The organism is Streptomyces sp. NPDC050416 (genome assembly GCF_044458845.1).
Taxonomy (GTDB): domain Bacteria; phylum Actinomycetota; class Actinomycetes; order Streptomycetales; family Streptomycetaceae; genus Streptomyces.
Map to the genome: position 1 here is coordinate 21,183 of NZ_JBITII010000020.1, position 15,054 is coordinate 36,236.

Here is a 15,054-nt window from a genome sequence, read left to right on the forward strand (position 1 = left end):
GCCGAGGCGACCGCGTCCCCTGCGCCGCTGACCGTTCCGGGTCTGGCAACCGCGCGGCGCACAACTCCCCATCCATACCGGCACATTGACAGGTCCGGACCAACGCGGCACGCTTTGAGAGCGCTCTCACCCCTTCCCGGATCGACCCCTCGTCGAACGGAGACAGAGCATGTCACGTACTCTCAGACGCCGCCTCAGGGCTGTCGGGCTGGCCCTCGCCGCCGCCCTGACCGGCTCCCTCCTCGCCACCGGAGCGGGAACACCGGCCCACGCCGCCGTCCCGGCGACGATCCCCCTGAAGATCACCAACAACTCGGCCCGCGGCGAGCAGGTGTACATCTACAACCTCGGCACCGACCTGTCGACCGGACGGCAGGGCTGGGCCGACGCCAACGGCACGTTCCACCCCTGGCCCGCGGGCGGCAACCCGCCGACTCCCGCCCCCGACGCGTCGATCCCCGGCCCGGCGGCAGGTCAGTCGACCACGATCCGCATGCCGAAGTTCTCCGGCCGCGTCTACTTCTCCTACGGCCAGAAACTGGTGTTCAGGCTCACCACAGGCGGCCTGGTCCAGCCCGCCGTGCAGAACCCGTCCGACCCCAACCGGAACATCCTGTTCAACTGGTCGGAGTACACACTCAACGACGCGGGCCTGTGGATCAACAGCACACAGGTCGACATGTTCTCCGCACCGTACGCGGTGGGAGTGCAGCGGTCCGACGGGACCACCGCGAACACCGGCCGGCTCAAGCCCGGCGGCTACAACGGCTTCTTCAACGCCCTCAGGGGACAGCCCGGAGGCTGGGCCAACCTGATCCAGACCCGCGCCGACGGCACCGTACTGCGCGCCCTGTCCCCGCTGTACGGCCTGGAGACGGGCGCACTGCCGGCCACCGTCATGGACGACTACATCAACCGCGTCTGGCAGAAGTACTCCACCTCGACTCTCACGGTCACCCCGTTCGCCGACCAGCCGGGCACCAAGTACTACGGCCGGGTCTCCGGCGGGGTCATGAACTTCACCAACAGCGCGGGCGTCACCGTCACCAGCTTCCAGAAGCCGGACGCCTCCTCCGTCTTCGGCTGCCACGGGCGGCTCGACGCGCCGAACGACCAGGTCCGCGGCCCGATCTCCCGCACCCTGTGCGCCGGCTTCAACCGCTCCACCCTGCTGGTCAACCCCCAGCAGCCCGACTCGAGTGCCGACGCCTTCTACAAGGACGTCGTCACCAACCACTACGCCCGCAAGATCCACGCACAGATGGCCGACGGCAAGGCGTACGCCTTCGCGTTCGACGACGTGGGCCACCACGAGTCCCTCGTCCACGACGGCAACCCGCGCCAGGCCTACCTCACCCTCGACCCCCTCAACTGACCTGGGCTCCGCTCCCCAACTCCGGTCCACTGCCGTACTGTTGACTCTTCATCATTTCTGGAAATCAATTACAACTTTGCTTTTCCTTGGTGTAGATGGACTGCGGTTTACGTGAGCCTCATGGGCACCAGGCGGTGACTGAACACCCTCCTGCATCAGGGGGGTGTCGTCACTGTCCCCCCATGCAAGGGTGAGAGGCACCAACCATGACGACGAAGAACCGCACCGTGCGCTACGGCAGCCGCACGCTGGCGCTGACGGCGACCGCGCTCGGAGTGATCGCGACGGCCGTCCCCGCAGCGGCCGAGGAACAGCCCACCGCCGAGCAGATCATGGCCGACTGCGCGTCCGGGGAAGGCAAGTGCACCTTCAACGCCCCGCAGCTCGGCCGGGCGTACCTCGGTGAGGCGCGCCAGGTCTCCGAACTCCTCTACAACTGCACCGACTCGCCCGCCTCCCAGTCGATGTCCTGGGCCGACACGGTGGGCTCCTCCCACTCGGTGGGCGGCTCGGTCACGGCGGGCGGGGGCATCGAAGGCATCATCACGGCCAGCGTGACCGCGACGTACAACTACACGTGGCAGAGCTCGCACACCGAGACGAGTTCCTTCACCGTGAACGTGAAGCCCGGAGAAGTCGGCTGGATCTCCCGCGCGCAGGTGATGCAGCAGATAACCGGGACGTGGCAGACCCACTACGACGACCCCAAGTGGGGCCACTACTACTGGTTCGTCCCCGACGTGGTCACCGGCCCGGCCCCGAACGGCACGGAGGGCAAGCACAGCGCGGTCGTGGTCAAGTCCCGCAAGATGACGGCCGAGGAAAAGAAGCTGTGCTCCACGGGTTCCACCCGGGGCAAGCTCTTCACCCAAGAGGCCTGAGCGCGCTCCGGCCGGCCGGTCCGGCCGGTCCGGCCGGAGCCCGGCCCGCACCTCCCGCTGTTCGGACCGCGGACGCGATTGACGGATTCACCTCCCTGCCCGCTGGGCAGTGAGCCAGAGAATGTCATGAGCACGACTGCCTTTCCCCACAAGGAGGTCGATCATGTACGTCCGTACGCTCACCGGCGGCCTGGCCGCTGCCCTGGTGCTGTCCGTGTCCCTGACGGGTGGCCAGGCCGTGGCCACTCCTCCCGACGGGGAGGACGCCCCCCTGGCCGCCCGCGTCCTCCTCTACGACGCCGGTGGCTCCGCGGAGTTCAAGAGCGCGGTCGACCGGGGCGCGGCGATCTGGAACGAGAGCGTCGACGCCGTCGAGCTGCGGCCGGCCGCCGCTGGGCAACGCGCGAACATACGCGTCCTCGCGGACAACGGCTGGCCGCGCGCCCTGCCCACCACCCTCGGCAACGGAACCGTCTACATAGGGCGCCAGGCCGTCGACCAGGGGTACGACACGATCCGCATCTCCGCCCATGAACTCGGGCACATCCTGGGCCTGCCCGACCGCAAGCCCGGACCGTGCTCGAGCCTCATGTCCGGTTCCTCCGCGGGCACCTCCTGCAAGAACCCGTATCCGAACGTTGCGGAGAAGACGGAGGTCGAGGAGAACTTCGGCGGCGCACTCGTCGGGCGGGCCCCGGCGGCGCGTGCCGAGGTGATCGTGGACTGACACGGCCTCCACGAGGAGGGCGGTGTTACGGCACGGCTGGTGCCGCGAGGGTTTCGGGCTGGCCCGCGCGAAGCAGTGAGGCGGCGACGAAGCCGTCGCTCTTGAGCTCCTCGACCAGCCCCCGGAGGAATCGTATGGTCTCGGGCCGCCGAGTGGTGGTGGTGCCGACGGCCTGGCGGATCTCCATGAACTCCTTCTCGATCAGCCGCACTTCGGGGTGCGCTTCGGCGTAGGCGGTCATCGGCTGCCGGATGCCCGCACCCGCCTCGAGGCGGTGCTCGGTGAAGGCGTCGACACCTTCGTGGCCGCGAACCAGGGTGGCGTGGCGCAGGGTTCGGGTGAGGTAGAGGTCGTAGGCGGATCCGGCTTTCACTCCGATGCGGATGCCCGGCGCGTCGACGTCCTCGGGAGTCTTCAGATCGGACTCCCGGGGTACGGCGTACACGCCCTCGATGAGAACGTACGGGGCGGTGAAGGCGACTTCCGTCTCCCGTGCGGGCTCGATCGCGAGGAAGCAGACATCGGCCCGCCCGCCGGCCATCGCCTCGAACGAGGCGCGTGCGGCGTCGAAGCAGAGGAATTCCACGGGCACCCCGAGCCGGGCCGCGATCTCCCGGGCGAGATCGACGGTGATGCCGCTGGGCGCTTGCGGCGTCCCTTGGGCGAGGACGGGATTGCCGAGGTTGATGGAGGCGCGCAGGACACCGGTGGGCGCGAGGTCGGCGGCCAGAGAGGGAAGGACCATGCCGCGAGTGTAGGTTCCCGGTCCGACGGCCAGGCCAGGCCGGAAGCGAGAACGCCTCGCCCAGCGGCAGCCCGTACGCGGAGTAGCCCTCGCGCAACTGCGCGCCCGCCCCGGCCAGAGCGCCGCCGATCAGCAGGGGCTGCTCGACGGTGTACTTGGCGGTCTTGTAGCGGATCACCTTCAGCGACGCGGTGGTGTCCGGACCGGCTCCCGTGCGCAGGATCTCCAGGCACTCTCCCGCGATCAGCTCGCGGGCCATCACCGACCACAAGGGGCGGGCCCGGGCGAGGTAGGCGGCGGGCAGACCGCTGGTGGTGAACAACTGCCCGGCCAGCGCCATCAGCAGGTCTCCGACGAGCATCGCCAGCGACCTGGCGTCGGCGTCGGCGCGCGGACGCCGCCGCACGGCACCGCGCAGGGCGATGTGCGCGGTGGGGCGACCGTGCCGCAGCGGGCTGTCGTCGATGAGATCGTCGTGCACGACCGCAGCGGCGTGCACCAGCTCCATGGAGGCCGCGGCCCGCACCAGTGCGTCGCTGTCCGGCTGTCCCACCGCGCGCCAGCCCCAGTAGCAGAACGCCGTTCGCAGCCGCTTGCCGTCCGCCACCGCCGCCTCCGACTGCTCGGCCACCGGGGCCAGGAGCGGATCGATCGCGGCGAACTGATCGGCCTCCCGGGCGGCGAACCGGTGCAGTACCTCGTCGACACGGGACTTGAATGCAGCCGGCTCCCACCGGTCAGGCGCCATCGGCGGCCTTCCGGGCCTGGACGTGCCGGGCGAGGATCTCCAGGTGGGCCGGAGGCACGGCCGCGTACCGGTCCAGCGCCAGGCGCCCACGCGCCACCAGCTCGCTCTCGGCCTGCGCCGCCAGCTCTGCGGTGTCCGAGCGGCGCAGGAACCCCCGCAGCGTCCCCACGGCCGAACTCACCGTCAGATCGGCCAGCCCGGCCACCAGCAGCACCGCCTGCTCGTCCAGGCCGTCGCGCCGTCCCGCTTCTCGCGTCATGCTCTTCCCCCACTCACACCACAACCGGGCGGCGCCGGTCACGCGCCGTTCCTTCGAGCATTGGGCAGGCCGGGCACGAGAACGGAAGAACTCACGATCGAGTGATCACATCGCTCGACTGTGCTGATAGCCGCTGCGGACAACAGGCCCCGGCCCGCTGGCCGGCCGGTTCACCGGCGGAGCCGGGGCGCGAGTACCGTGCGTACGACCTTGGCCACCTTGCTCGCGGCGGATGCCTCCTCTTCTTCGGGTCCCGGCTCCAGCATCTTCTGGATCCGCAGCAGCAGTTGGTTGGTCGACCGCCAGAGCGGGACGAACTGGCCGGCGACCGGACCGACACCCTGGATCGGGCCGTCGGACAGCTCGGTGACCTTCTTGGCGATCGTGACGGTAGCCGGGTCCCTGAGGATCACGTGCACCTCGTCGTCGACCAGCCTGATCTCCATCTTGCGTGCGGCGGCTTCCTCCGGGTTCGCGTCCGTGGTCGTCTCCGGATCCAGTTCGTCGATCTTGGCGGCGACCGCGTCCGGGTCGACCCCGAGCTCCCGCAGCACCTTGGCCGCCATGCTGTTCTCCGCCCGCAGCATCGCCTCGAGCAGGTGATGGCTGCCCACCGGTGCGCCACCGGCCAGGGCGCTGGCGGCGGACACCGTGTCCTCGGTGGCAGGGGTGCCGACCGGCCAGGGGCCGGCCGCGACGTCCTGCTCATCCTCCAAGGAGGCCAGCACCGCGGCACGGATCCTGCTGAGCGGATCGATGCGCTCGGCCAGCACCTTCGCGCCGACGCCCTCTCCTTCCCTGACCAGGGCGAGCAGGATGTGTTCCGTACCGATGGAGGTGTGGCGCAGCCGCTGCGCCTCCCGCAGGGCGAGCTCCAGCGTCTTCTTCGCGCGCGGCGCGAACGGGATGTGCCCGCTCAGCTCCTCCGTACCCGGCTTGACCACCGCCGCGATATCGGCCTGCGCCGTCTCCTTGTCGTACCCGAGCTCGTGCAGGACTTTCGCCGCTGTGCTGTCCGGCACGTCGAGCAGTCCCAACAGGAGGTGCTCCGTGCCGATGTGATGGTGCTTGAGCAGCCTCGCCTGCTCCTGGGCCGTGACGACCGCGCGGCGGGCTTTCACTGTGAACCTCTCAAAAGTCATGGTTCCATGGTCCCAACCCTGTCAATACACTGTCATTGACAGGGTTACCGTGTCCAAGGGAGGGTGTGATGGGGACACCGTCGGACTGGGAGGACCGGCTCGCGCGCTGGCAGAACGAGCTGGAGTTGTTCGAGCAGCTGGACGAGACACCTTGGGTCACGCTGGCCAAGGCGGAAGCCGAGACGGGGGTTTCCCGCTCGACCCTGCGGTCCTGGTACCGCAACGGCGAGATCGAGTCCCGGCTGGTGGACGGCCCGAACGGGCCGCAGCGTCTGGTCCGGCTGGACGCGGTGATCGAGCGCGCCGCCGCGTCACCGCGCATTCAGCGCCGAGCGGAACGGGAAGTCAGCATGGAAGCCCAGATCACCCTGCTACGGCACCGGGTCGACCAACTCGAGCTGCGGCTGGCCGCGTTGGAGCGGAAGTGACCGGCGTGCGAAGCCCGGTGCGATCGGCTCGACGGCCGCCGCACCCGCTACGAACTCGCCGCCCCTGACCCAGGGGCGTGGGACGCGCGACGCTCACCTCGTAGTGCTCGTGGGCGTTGATGGCGGTCTCGGCCGTGCGCCAGTCGAGCCGTCCCGCCAGTGGACGACCACCTGGAACACCCGCCTGGTTGCGGATCGTTGAATTACATCGAGAGATCGGAGCATTCGGCGTGGACGTCTTCATCATCGGCATCACCGGCGGTATCGGTGGCCTGCTCGCGCAGAAACTGCGCAGTAGAGGAGACGCCGTCCACGGGCTCGTTCGCCGGGACGACCAGCGGGCCGAACTCGCAACGCGGGGCGTGAACGCGCGAGTCGGCGATCTCTCGAGCATGTCCGCCGAACAACTGGCGGCAGCATTCGGCGACGTCGACGTGGTCGTCTTCAGTGCCGGATCGAACGGCGGTAGCAGGGAGGTCACGAAGGCCGTCGACGGCGATGGGGTCGTCAAAGCGATCAAGGCCGCACGCCTCGCCGGTGTGGAACGCTTCGTGCTGGTGTCGGTGCTCCCGGAATCATGGCGGGAACGCGATCTCGGCGAGGAGGTCGAGTACTACTTCGCCGTGAAGAAGGGCGCAGACGTCGAGCTCAGCCGCAGTGATCTGAATTGGCTGATCCTGCGCCCGTCGCTCCTTCTCGACGGTCCGGGGACCGGCACCGTGTCCCTCGGGCCGGCCGAACTCCACGGCGAGATCACTCGCGACGACGTCGCCGCCACTCTCGCCGAACTGCTCCACGAGCCCCGGATCGGCCGGCAGATCCTCGAACTCAACTCGGGCTCGACACCCATCGAAGTGGCGGTCCGGGCGAACGTCCGCTCCTGACGGCGGCGGTGGTGCGGCCGAGTCTGCTGCCGTCGGCAGCAGCGAGGATGCGGCGTGCTGAGGCGATGACCGCCTTCTTCACCGCTGCTTCGTCGAGGTCGTAGGCGGTCATGCCGTCGTCGGCGGTCACGCCGCAGCAGCCCAGGACGGCGGTGTCGAAGCGCAGCGCCGACAGCGAGGTGAGGGTGAGGGGCCCGGTGAGGGCCCCCTCGTCGGCGCGAGGCCGGCCCCCGGGGACCAGGAGTGAGGTCGGTTCGGGGGCGTCACCGAGGATGCCGATCGCCTGTAGCGACAGGGGCATGACGGTGACCTGCCGTCCGTGCAGCAGGCGTGCGACCTCCAGACAGGTCGTACCGCTGTCGAGCAGGACGGTCTCGCCGTCGGCGATGAGAGGCCACCTCCGCAGCGATCCGGCGCTTGGCGTCCATGGCTTCGTGGGCGCGCAGCGCGAAGGGAGGTTCGTCTGCGCGAATGGGACAGAACCTGGAAGCCACCATCCCTCCGGCCGCCCGCCCGGCCCTCCAGCCACGCGGGCGTCGGGAGCGCAGCTCACACCGCCTGCGACTCCGACCCGGCTTCAGGAGCAGCAGCCCGAACTGCCCGTGTCGGCCTGGCCGTCGTGGATGCCGTCGTCGTGCCCGGCGGCGATCCGTGCCCATTGCGCGGTCGGCCGCCCGTCCTTTCGGAACTGCTGACCGCGGGTCTCGTACGGCTGCGGCCAGCCCGGCGGGCTGTCCTCCCAGGTCTCCTGCCGCCCGTGGACAGTCATGTCCAGGATGCCGTACGACGGCGCCATCGGTTCGACGCCGCGGCCGGTGGTCCAGTACGTCTCGTAGACACGGTCCCCGTCGCGGAGGTAGCACGCCTTCATTCCGAAGTGGCGATCTGCGACGAGCCGTTCGTGCGACTCGGCGGGTACGGAGTACCAGGGCAGGTCCCAGCCCATGAATCGGCGATAGCGGTCCGACTCCTCGTACGGCCCCTGGCAGAAGACGGCGAACGTGACATCACGTTGGTGCAGATAGGACAGTTCGCGGACCTGGCCGGTGAAGAAGGTGCAGCCCTCACACTGCTCGGCGGCGGAGCGGCCGTCATGCCACATGTGGTACGAGACGAACAGCTGGGTGCGGCCCTCGAAGACGTCGATCAGGGGGACGGGACCCTTGTCTCCGACGAGCGGGGCCGAGGGGTCCACCTCCGTCATGGGCAGACGGCGCCGGGCGGCGGCGATCGCGTCGCCTTCCCGGGTGTGCGCCTTCTCCCGGGTGCGAAGGGTGTCGATCGCGGCCAGCCACTCCACACGGGAGACGACGGGCGGCGTGTTCTTTGCAGTCATGCCGGTACTGACCCGGCAGCCCGCAAGAACTCATCGTTCGAATGCATCACGCGTTGCAACGCGGAGGCTGCTGGCAGGACGGGTGGCCCTCCCGTGGACGGGCGCGGCGGCGGTGGTGACCGGCCCGGTCGGTGGATCGGACCCTGGGACGGCAAAGTGGCGCGTCCCAGCACGGTCGCGAGCGTGCTGGGCGGGGGAGCCGCTGCGACGTCGCGGCCCGATGGGATTGGCATAGTGGACCCCGCCACAGTGGCGGGGAAGGAAGGTCATGCACGAGGAACCGGAGCGCTACCGGGTCGAGTTCGCGAGCGGTACCGCCGCCTCGGTGGCGAAGCGGCGCTCGTTTCGCGACCGAGAGCGCAACGACATCGAGCCCGATCTGCCCGGCTGGCCTCCCGGCCGGTCCTTCGCGGTGCGGGGGTTCTTCGGCAAGCTCGGCCGGTACGTCCAGACCGTCGTCACCGGGCTCCTGATGCTGCCGCTCCACATCATCGCCGACGCCCTGGGCAGCCCCGCGTCGCCCGAGAAGAGGGGGAAGCCGGAGGAGCGTGAGAACGAGGTCGACGACTTCCCCGTCATGTGGGCGGGCATGGGCGAGACGGCTCGTACGCTGCCCTGGCAGCTCGATCCCTCCCGGCGACCCTGGCGCATGGTGACCGAGATCGAACTGGCGGAGTCGGAAGGGTTGGTGCGCATCCTGTCGCACGAAGACACGGCCGTGGCAATCGGTTCGTTTCATGGGGCGGCGGCGAGAAGGTTCCGGGATCCGAGGCCGTGCTCTGGTCGGTGCCCCGGGAGGACATCGTCGGCGCGGAGATCAAACCGTTCACCGTGGCCGAGTCCGACTTCAAGATCTCCTTCCGCGATGGTTCCTGGGCCCGGCTGACGACTTCGTCGCACGGCGCCCGGGGAATCGTCGCCCTTATCGACAGCCCCTGAGAGGCCGGGACCAGAGAGCTCTGGTCGTAGATTTGTGCCCATGATCGATGAGACGTCGTCCGAGCGATTAGAGCGGTCCACGAGACGGAGGCACGCTGCCCCGAAGAAGGCGGAACGAGAGGGCGGACTGCTGCGTTCGTCGGCACTGATGGCGGCGGGCACCGTGGTCTCGCGTGCCACCGGGCTGATACGGCAGGTGCTGCAGGCCGCCGCGCTGGGCACCGGACTGCTGGCCACCACCTACAACCAGGCCAACACCGTGCCGACCAGTTTGTACTTCCTGCTGATCGGCGGCGCACTGAACTCCGTCCTGGTCCCCCAACTCGTCCGGGCCCGCGCAGAAGACCCCGACGGCGGCGCCGCCTTCGAACAGCGCCTGGTCACCCTGGTGTTGTGCGTCCTCGGCGTGGGAACCGCGCTGGCCACATGGGCCGCCCCTGCGATCATCAGCGTCTACCAGCACGACACACCCGCCACGCACGACGCGTTCGAGCTGACCGTGACCTTCGCGCGCTTCCTGCTCCCGCAGATCTTCTTCTACGGCGTGTTCAGCATCTTCGGTCAAGTCCTCAATGCCCGGAACCGGTTCGGCGCGATGATGTGGACGCCGGTCCTCAACAACCTCGTGCTCATCGCCATGTTCGGCCTCTACCTCGGCCTGATGACCGTCCCCGAGCGGGTCTCGGACATCACCGAGGCCCAGGTCAGACTGCTCGGGATCGGGACAACCCTCGCCCTGGCCCTCCAGGCGCTCACCTTGATCCCCTACGCACACGCGGCCGGCTTCCGGTTCCGGCCACGCTTCGACTGGCGCGGCACCGGCCTGCGCAAGAGCGTGAACGCGGCCCGCTGGGCCCTGCTGTTCGTGCTGGCCAACCTCGTGGCGAGCACCGTGGTCACCCGCCTGGCCTCCTCCGCCGACGCCGCTCTGCCGCACGACGGCGTCGGCTACACCGCCTACAGCTACGCCCAGCAGATCTGGATGCTGCCCCAGTCGATCGTGACGGTCTCCCTCGTGACAGCGCTGCTCCCGCGCATGAGCCGGGCAGTGACGGAGCACCGTGTCGACGACCTGCGCGCCGACCTGTCCCGCGCGCTGCGCATCAGCGGTGTCGTCATCGTCCCCGCCGCCTTCTTCTTCCTCGCCTTCGGTCCGCAGATCGCTCGGCTGCTGTTCGCCCACGGCACCGCCGACGCCGCCGCCACCGTCTCCCTGGGCCACATGCTGCAGGCCTTCGGACTGGGACTGATCCCGTTCTCCGCCCAGTACCTCCTGCTGCGCGGCTTCTATGCCTTCGAGGACACCCGCACGCCCTTCCGGATGGCGCTGTGGATCAGCGGCATCAACATCGCGCTCGCCACGGCCTGCCACTTCCTGCTGTCCCCGCGCTGGGCGGTCACGGGGATGGCCGCCGCCTACGCTCTGTCCTACGCGGCCGGCCTGCTGCTGACCGCCTTGCGCCTGCGGCGACGCACGGAGGGTCTCCTCGACGGCCGACGGATCTGCCGCACCTACGCGAAACTCACCGCGGCCGCCACCGCCGCCGGTGCTGCCGGGTGGCTCATCGCCCGCGCCTGCAGCCAGAGCCTGACATCGGTCTCTTGGACGCCCGCCCTTTCCCTCACCGCGGGCGGCACCGCGATGGTCCTGCTGTTCCTGCTCCTCGCGCGCCTCCTACGGATCCAGGAGCTGGGCAGCCTGCCGGGGCTGGGGTGAATCCGAGGAGCCGGCTCGGGGAAGAAGGCCGGTTCGGGCCAGTCCGCCGAGCCAGGCCGCGGAGGGCCTCGGGGTGCGTGCGAAGGTGTCGGGATCGACGGAGATGAGGCCGAAGGTGGGTTTGCAGGAGCCCCACTCGTAGTTGTCGAGGGCGCTCCAGTGGAGGTAGCCACGTACGTCTAGGCCGTCCTCCAGGGCGGCGGAAACTTCCTGGAGCGCTCCGGTGGTGTAGGCGATGCGGCGTGTGTCGTCGCCGGTGGCGATGCCGTTCTCGGTGACGATCAGAGGGACGTCACCGACGATCGCGGCGGTATGGCAAGGCGTATCCGAGGGCTTGCGGGTAGTACTCCCAGCCGGTGAGGGTGCGTTCGGCGTCGTCGGGGGCGGGGATGGGACCGTCGCCGGTGATCCTCGTGCGGGTGTAGGACTGGACGCCGATCCAGTCGTCGTCGCGGGCGGACTCGATGAAGACGTCTTCGCGGGGTGGCTGTAGGCGGCGGTCGCGGCTTCGGCGCCCGGCAGAGCCTGGTAGACCTGGTTGGCGATCGACCAGCCGACCCGGATGTCGGCGGAGATCGCCTTGACGGCGGACGTGGCACGGTGGTGGGCCTGGATCAGGGCGTCGGTGGTGGCCTTGTCGGGGAGCGGGAGGCCCGCCGTGGGAGGCGCTTCGGTGCCCAGTTCGCGGACGGTGCCGGCGACCGCGATCATGTTGGGCTCATTGATGGTGCACACGTGCCGTACGCCGGTGCCGATGACCGGCGCGGTCGCCGGCACGTACCGCTCGAACAGGTCCACCGCCCCGTCCGCGCTCCAGCCACCGCGCTCGGCGAACCAGCGCGGGACCGTGAAGTGGTGCAGGGTGACCATGGGCCGCAGGCCGCGTTCGAGGGCGCCGTCGACCATGCGCCGGTAGTGGGCGAGTTCGGCTTTGGAGAAGTGGCCAGGGCGGGCTCGATGCGGGCCCATTCGATGCCGAAGCGGTGGTCCGTGAAGCCGAGTTCGGCGAGCAGGTCCATGTCCTCGCGCCACCGGTGGTAGCTGTCGGCCGCGTCGCCGCTGGGCTCGGCGATGGAGCCACCGCCGTGTTCCATGTGCCACCAGTCGCTGTTGACGTTGTTGCCCTCGATCTGGTGGGCGGCGGTGGAGGCACCCCACAGGAAGCCGTCGGGGAAGCGGAGACCGTCGGCGGTGACGTTCGCAGCGGGCATGGGTGGGCCTTTCCGGAGGGGAGCTCGGATCAGCGCGGAAGCGGGCCGGGCCAGATGGCCGAGGCGTCGTCGCGGTGGGGGTCGGGCAGCCGGATCGGGCGGACGGCAATGGTGCGTTCGCGTCCTTCCGTGACGGCCGTCCACGGGACGGGGCGGCCGGCGTAGCACAAGGTGGTCAGGGCGAACACACCGTCGGCGTAGACCTCGACGTATTCGCCGACGGTGAGGATGCGCAGGGCGGTGGCGGGTTCGCTCAGGACGGTCTCGCCGAGGCGGGCGCCGTCGGGGCCGGTGGCCCACAGGTTCTTGCCGTCGCAGCCCACCGCGAGGGCGGGGCGATTGCCGTCCGCGGTGTCGGTGCGCAGCGTGATCTCGACGGGGCCGGATATGCCGACGTCGCCGACCGCGTGCAGGGTGGGCCGGTCCGTCTCCTCGCCGAGCCAGGCGTTCAGGCCGGGCCACCACTCCAGGCGGGGCGCCGCATCCTCGGGGATGACCAGGAGCTTCGGCTGGGTGAGCATGCCGCGGCAGCGGTCACCGCTGTCGCTGAGGCCGACCCGGCGGGGCGTGGTGTGCAGTACGACGCGGGAGCCGTCGGGCGCGGCGATGACGCGCGGAGCGTAGGCGCCGGTCGGGCCGAGAGGCCCGCGCCGGGTCCAGGGCCCGCGCAGGCGGGGCGCGGTCCATGCCTCGAAGCCCCGGGTTGCGCCGATGGAGCCGAGCAGCAGCCAGGAGCCGTCGTCGAGGCGTTCCAGGACCGGGCACTCCAGTTCGTCGACGTCGCCGGGGGAGAGGAGCGGTGGGTGGACGGTCCAGTGCTCCAGGTCGTCGGAGGTGGCCCAGGCGACGCAGCCGCTGACCTCGACCGGAAGGGAGGCGTCGCTGGCGCAGACGGCCATGACCCAGCCGTCCGACTCGTCGTCGCGTACGACGAACGGGTCGCGCCAGCCCATGCGTTCACCGGTGCGGTACCAGCGCGGGTCTGCCTCGACGACCGGGCCGGTCCCATGGCGCCGCCAGGCGGTACCGTCCGTGCGGTCGGAGTACGCCAGCCCCACCGACTGGAGCGGCCAGCCGCCCGGCGTGAGCCCGCAGACACCCGTGTAGAACATCGCCATTCCGTCGCCGTGCCGGACCGGATGCATCGTCCACACCGCCTGCTCGTCGAAACGGCCGGGCAGGCCGTTGCCGAAGGCGGTGCCCTGCGGCTCCCAGCGGACCAGGTCGGTGGAGGTGGCCCGGCCATAGGAGGTCTCCATCCGCAGATGGTCGAACTCCGCTGTCCAGGGGCCCTGCAGGTGCAGGACCGCGTACATGCCGTCGTCGTCGCGCAGGAGGGCGAAGTCGTTCACGCAGAGGCCGGGCGGGGCGTATCGCATGCACAGTTCCTGTCGGCTCGACAGCGCCCAAACGTGTGCGCTGATACTCGATAACGAAAAGGTCTCCTCAAAACTGGCCCAAGTAAATATGAACGCAAACGCTTGCGCAACAAGGTGGGCGGGTTTACGGTCACGTCACCCACAGATCACACCGACGTGAAACCAACGGGAGGAATGCGTTGTGACGGCCAGCATCACCGATGTCGCCCGCGCCGCAGGCGTCTCGGCGTCCACCGTGTCCCGCGCGCTGCGCGGCCGACCGGGGGTCTCCGAGGAAGTGCGGGCGCAGATCACGGCCGTCGCCGCGCAACTCGGCTACACGGCCTCACGTTCCGCGGCAAGCCTGGCCAGTGGGCGCACCTTCACCATCGGCGTCGTGGTCCCGTACGTGGGCCGCTGGTTCTTCGGCACCGTGCTGGACGCCGCCGAGCAGGTGTTCAGTGCCGCCGGGTACGACGTACTGCTGTACAACCTGCGTTCGCCGGAGACACGCAAGCGTTTCTTCACCAGGCTCCCGGTCCGCAAGCGGGTGGACGCCGTGCTGTCCCTGCTCATCCCCGACGAGGAGGAGACCGCCGCACTGCGCTCACTCGGGGTGCCGCTGGCCACCACCGTCGGCGGCACCCGGCCCGGCTTCACCGTCGTCGGCATCGACGACCGGGCCGGCACCGAGAGCGCCGTACGGCATCTGGTGAACCTCGGCCACCGCCGCATCGGCATGATCTCGGGGTCCAGTGGTCCGCTGCACTGGACCACTCCCGTCGAGCGCAGACAGGCATATCTCGACGTCCTGGCCGACGCCGGGATCGAGGCCGATGCGGCCCTGGAGGCGGACGGTGACTACACCGTCGAGGGCGGTGAGCGGGCGATGACCGAGCTGCTGGCCGTCTCGCGTCCGCCGACGGCCGTGTTCGCGCAGTCCGACGAGATGGCGATGGGCGCCCTGCGCGCCCTGCGCCGCCACCGGCTGAAGGTGCCGGACGACGTGTCCGTGGTCGGCTTCGACGACCATGAACTCGCCGACGTGGTCGGGCTGACGACCGTCGCCCAGCCGGTCGCCGAGCAGGGCGCCGAGGCCGCCCGGCTGCTGCTGCGGCAGTTGGAGGAACCGGACGCCGAACCACCCGCCGAGCAGGTGCAGATGCCCATCCGCCTCGTGCTGCGCGAGACCACCGCGCCGCCACGCCCACGCGGACCGCAGTAACTCCCCGCCCCACGCCCCCCACCCACCTGAAGCACCCCCGCACACCCGAAGCACTCCCGCACTTCAACCCTCGCCACAG

At 69.8% G+C, this 15,054-nt stretch carries 13 protein-coding genes and 3 pseudogenes; 8 read left to right on the forward strand and 8 right to left on the reverse strand.

Going from position 1 to position 15,054, the window contains the following annotated elements:
• Positions 1-169 precede the first annotated feature (169 nt).
• The 3 genes from ACIBL4_RS38820 to ACIBL4_RS38830 all read left to right on the forward strand — a co-directional run bounded on the left by ACIBL4_RS38820 (position 170) and on the right by ACIBL4_RS38830 (position 2,983).
• Positions 170-1,375: a glycoside hydrolase family 64 protein gene (locus tag ACIBL4_RS38820; RefSeq protein WP_399416537.1), complete on the forward strand. Its 1,206-nt coding sequence runs from the start codon at positions 170-172 to the stop codon at positions 1,373-1,375.
• A gap of 206 nt (positions 1,376-1,581) precedes the next feature.
• Positions 1,582-2,256: a hypothetical protein gene (locus ACIBL4_RS38825; protein ID WP_399416539.1), complete on the forward strand. Its 675-nt coding sequence runs from the start codon at positions 1,582-1,584 to the stop codon at positions 2,254-2,256.
• 163 nt (positions 2,257-2,419) lie between these two features.
• Positions 2,420-2,983 carry a snapalysin family zinc-dependent metalloprotease gene (locus tag ACIBL4_RS38830; protein WP_399416540.1) on the forward strand — a complete coding sequence of 188 codons (564 nt, stop codon included), beginning with the start codon at positions 2,420-2,422 and terminating at the stop codon, positions 2,981-2,983.
• A 25-nt stretch (positions 2,984-3,008) separates the two neighbouring features.
• Here ACIBL4_RS38830 and ACIBL4_RS38835 read toward each other — a convergent pair whose 3' ends face one another.
• The 4 genes and pseudogenes from ACIBL4_RS38835 to ACIBL4_RS38850 form a co-directional block, all read right to left on the reverse strand.
• On the reverse strand, positions 3,009-3,728 hold the full coding sequence (locus tag ACIBL4_RS38835) for a transporter substrate-binding domain-containing protein (protein WP_399416541.1): 720 nt from the start codon (positions 3,726-3,728) through the stop codon (positions 3,009-3,011).
• A gap of 43 nt (positions 3,729-3,771) precedes the next feature.
• A pseudogene (locus ACIBL4_RS38840) lies at positions 3,772-4,476 on the reverse strand (polyprenyl synthetase family protein); the annotation flags it as partial.
• A complete protein-coding gene (locus tag ACIBL4_RS38845) occupies positions 4,466-4,735 on the reverse strand; it encodes a polyprenyl synthetase (protein WP_399416542.1) in 270 nt (89 codons plus the stop codon). The pseudogene ACIBL4_RS38840 and the gene ACIBL4_RS38845, both read right to left, overlap by 11 nt.
• Positions 4,736-4,905: 170 nt before the next feature.
• The gene (locus tag ACIBL4_RS38850; RefSeq protein WP_399416543.1) at positions 4,906-5,877 is read right to left on the reverse strand and encodes a Clp protease N-terminal domain-containing protein; all 972 of its coding nucleotides are present in this window, start codon (positions 5,875-5,877) and stop codon (positions 4,906-4,908) included.
• A gap of 68 nt (positions 5,878-5,945) precedes the next feature.
• Here ACIBL4_RS38850 and ACIBL4_RS38855 point away from each other — a divergent pair, with 68 nt between their 5' ends.
• Together ACIBL4_RS38855 and ACIBL4_RS38860 are read left to right on the forward strand one after the other, a co-directional pair.
• Entirely contained in the window at positions 5,946-6,305 is a 360-nt protein-coding gene (locus ACIBL4_RS38855) for an excisionase (RefSeq protein WP_399416544.1), read from the forward strand.
• Between the two features lie 188 nt (positions 6,306-6,493).
• On the forward strand, positions 6,494-7,189 hold the full coding sequence (locus ACIBL4_RS38860) for an NAD(P)H-binding protein (protein WP_399416545.1): 696 nt from the start codon (positions 6,494-6,496) through the stop codon (positions 7,187-7,189).
• 1 nt (position 7,190) lies between these two features.
• On the opposite strand, the pseudogene ACIBL4_RS38865 reads toward ACIBL4_RS38860, so the two are convergent.
• Positions 7,191-7,662: pseudogene (locus ACIBL4_RS38865) on the reverse strand (DeoR/GlpR family DNA-binding transcription regulator); the annotation flags it as partial.
• A gap of 104 nt (positions 7,663-7,766) precedes the next feature.
• Positions 7,767-8,525: a DUF899 family protein gene (locus ACIBL4_RS38870; protein WP_399416546.1), complete on the reverse strand. Its 759-nt coding sequence runs from the start codon at positions 8,523-8,525 to the stop codon at positions 7,767-7,769.
• 268 nt (positions 8,526-8,793) lie between these two features.
• Here ACIBL4_RS38870 and ACIBL4_RS38875 point away from each other — a divergent pair, with 268 nt between their 5' ends.
• Positions 8,794-9,411, forward strand: a complete 618-nt coding sequence (locus ACIBL4_RS38875; protein ID WP_399416547.1) for a hypothetical protein — start codon at positions 8,794-8,796, stop codon at positions 9,409-9,411.
• A 93-nt stretch (positions 9,412-9,504) separates the two neighbouring features.
• A complete protein-coding gene (gene murJ, locus ACIBL4_RS38880; RefSeq protein ID WP_399416548.1) occupies positions 9,505-11,181 on the forward strand; it encodes a murein biosynthesis integral membrane protein MurJ in 1,677 nt (558 codons plus the stop codon).
• On the opposite strand, the pseudogene ACIBL4_RS38885 reads toward murJ, so the two are convergent.
• Positions 11,140-12,392 (reverse strand): annotated as a pseudogene (locus ACIBL4_RS38885) (glycoside hydrolase family 1 protein). The gene murJ and the pseudogene ACIBL4_RS38885 overlap by 42 nt on opposite strands.
• 29 nt (positions 12,393-12,421) lie before the next feature.
• The gene (locus ACIBL4_RS38890) at positions 12,422-13,771 is read right to left on the reverse strand and encodes a mucin-1 (protein ID WP_399416549.1); all 1,350 of its coding nucleotides are present in this window, start codon (positions 13,769-13,771) and stop codon (positions 12,422-12,424) included.
• 181 nt (positions 13,772-13,952) lie between these two features.
• Between ACIBL4_RS38890 and ACIBL4_RS38895 the strand changes: the two genes are divergently transcribed.
• Entirely contained in the window at positions 13,953-14,975 is a 1,023-nt protein-coding gene (locus ACIBL4_RS38895; RefSeq protein ID WP_399416551.1) for a LacI family DNA-binding transcriptional regulator, read from the forward strand.
• Positions 14,976-15,054: the final 79 nt, after the last annotated feature.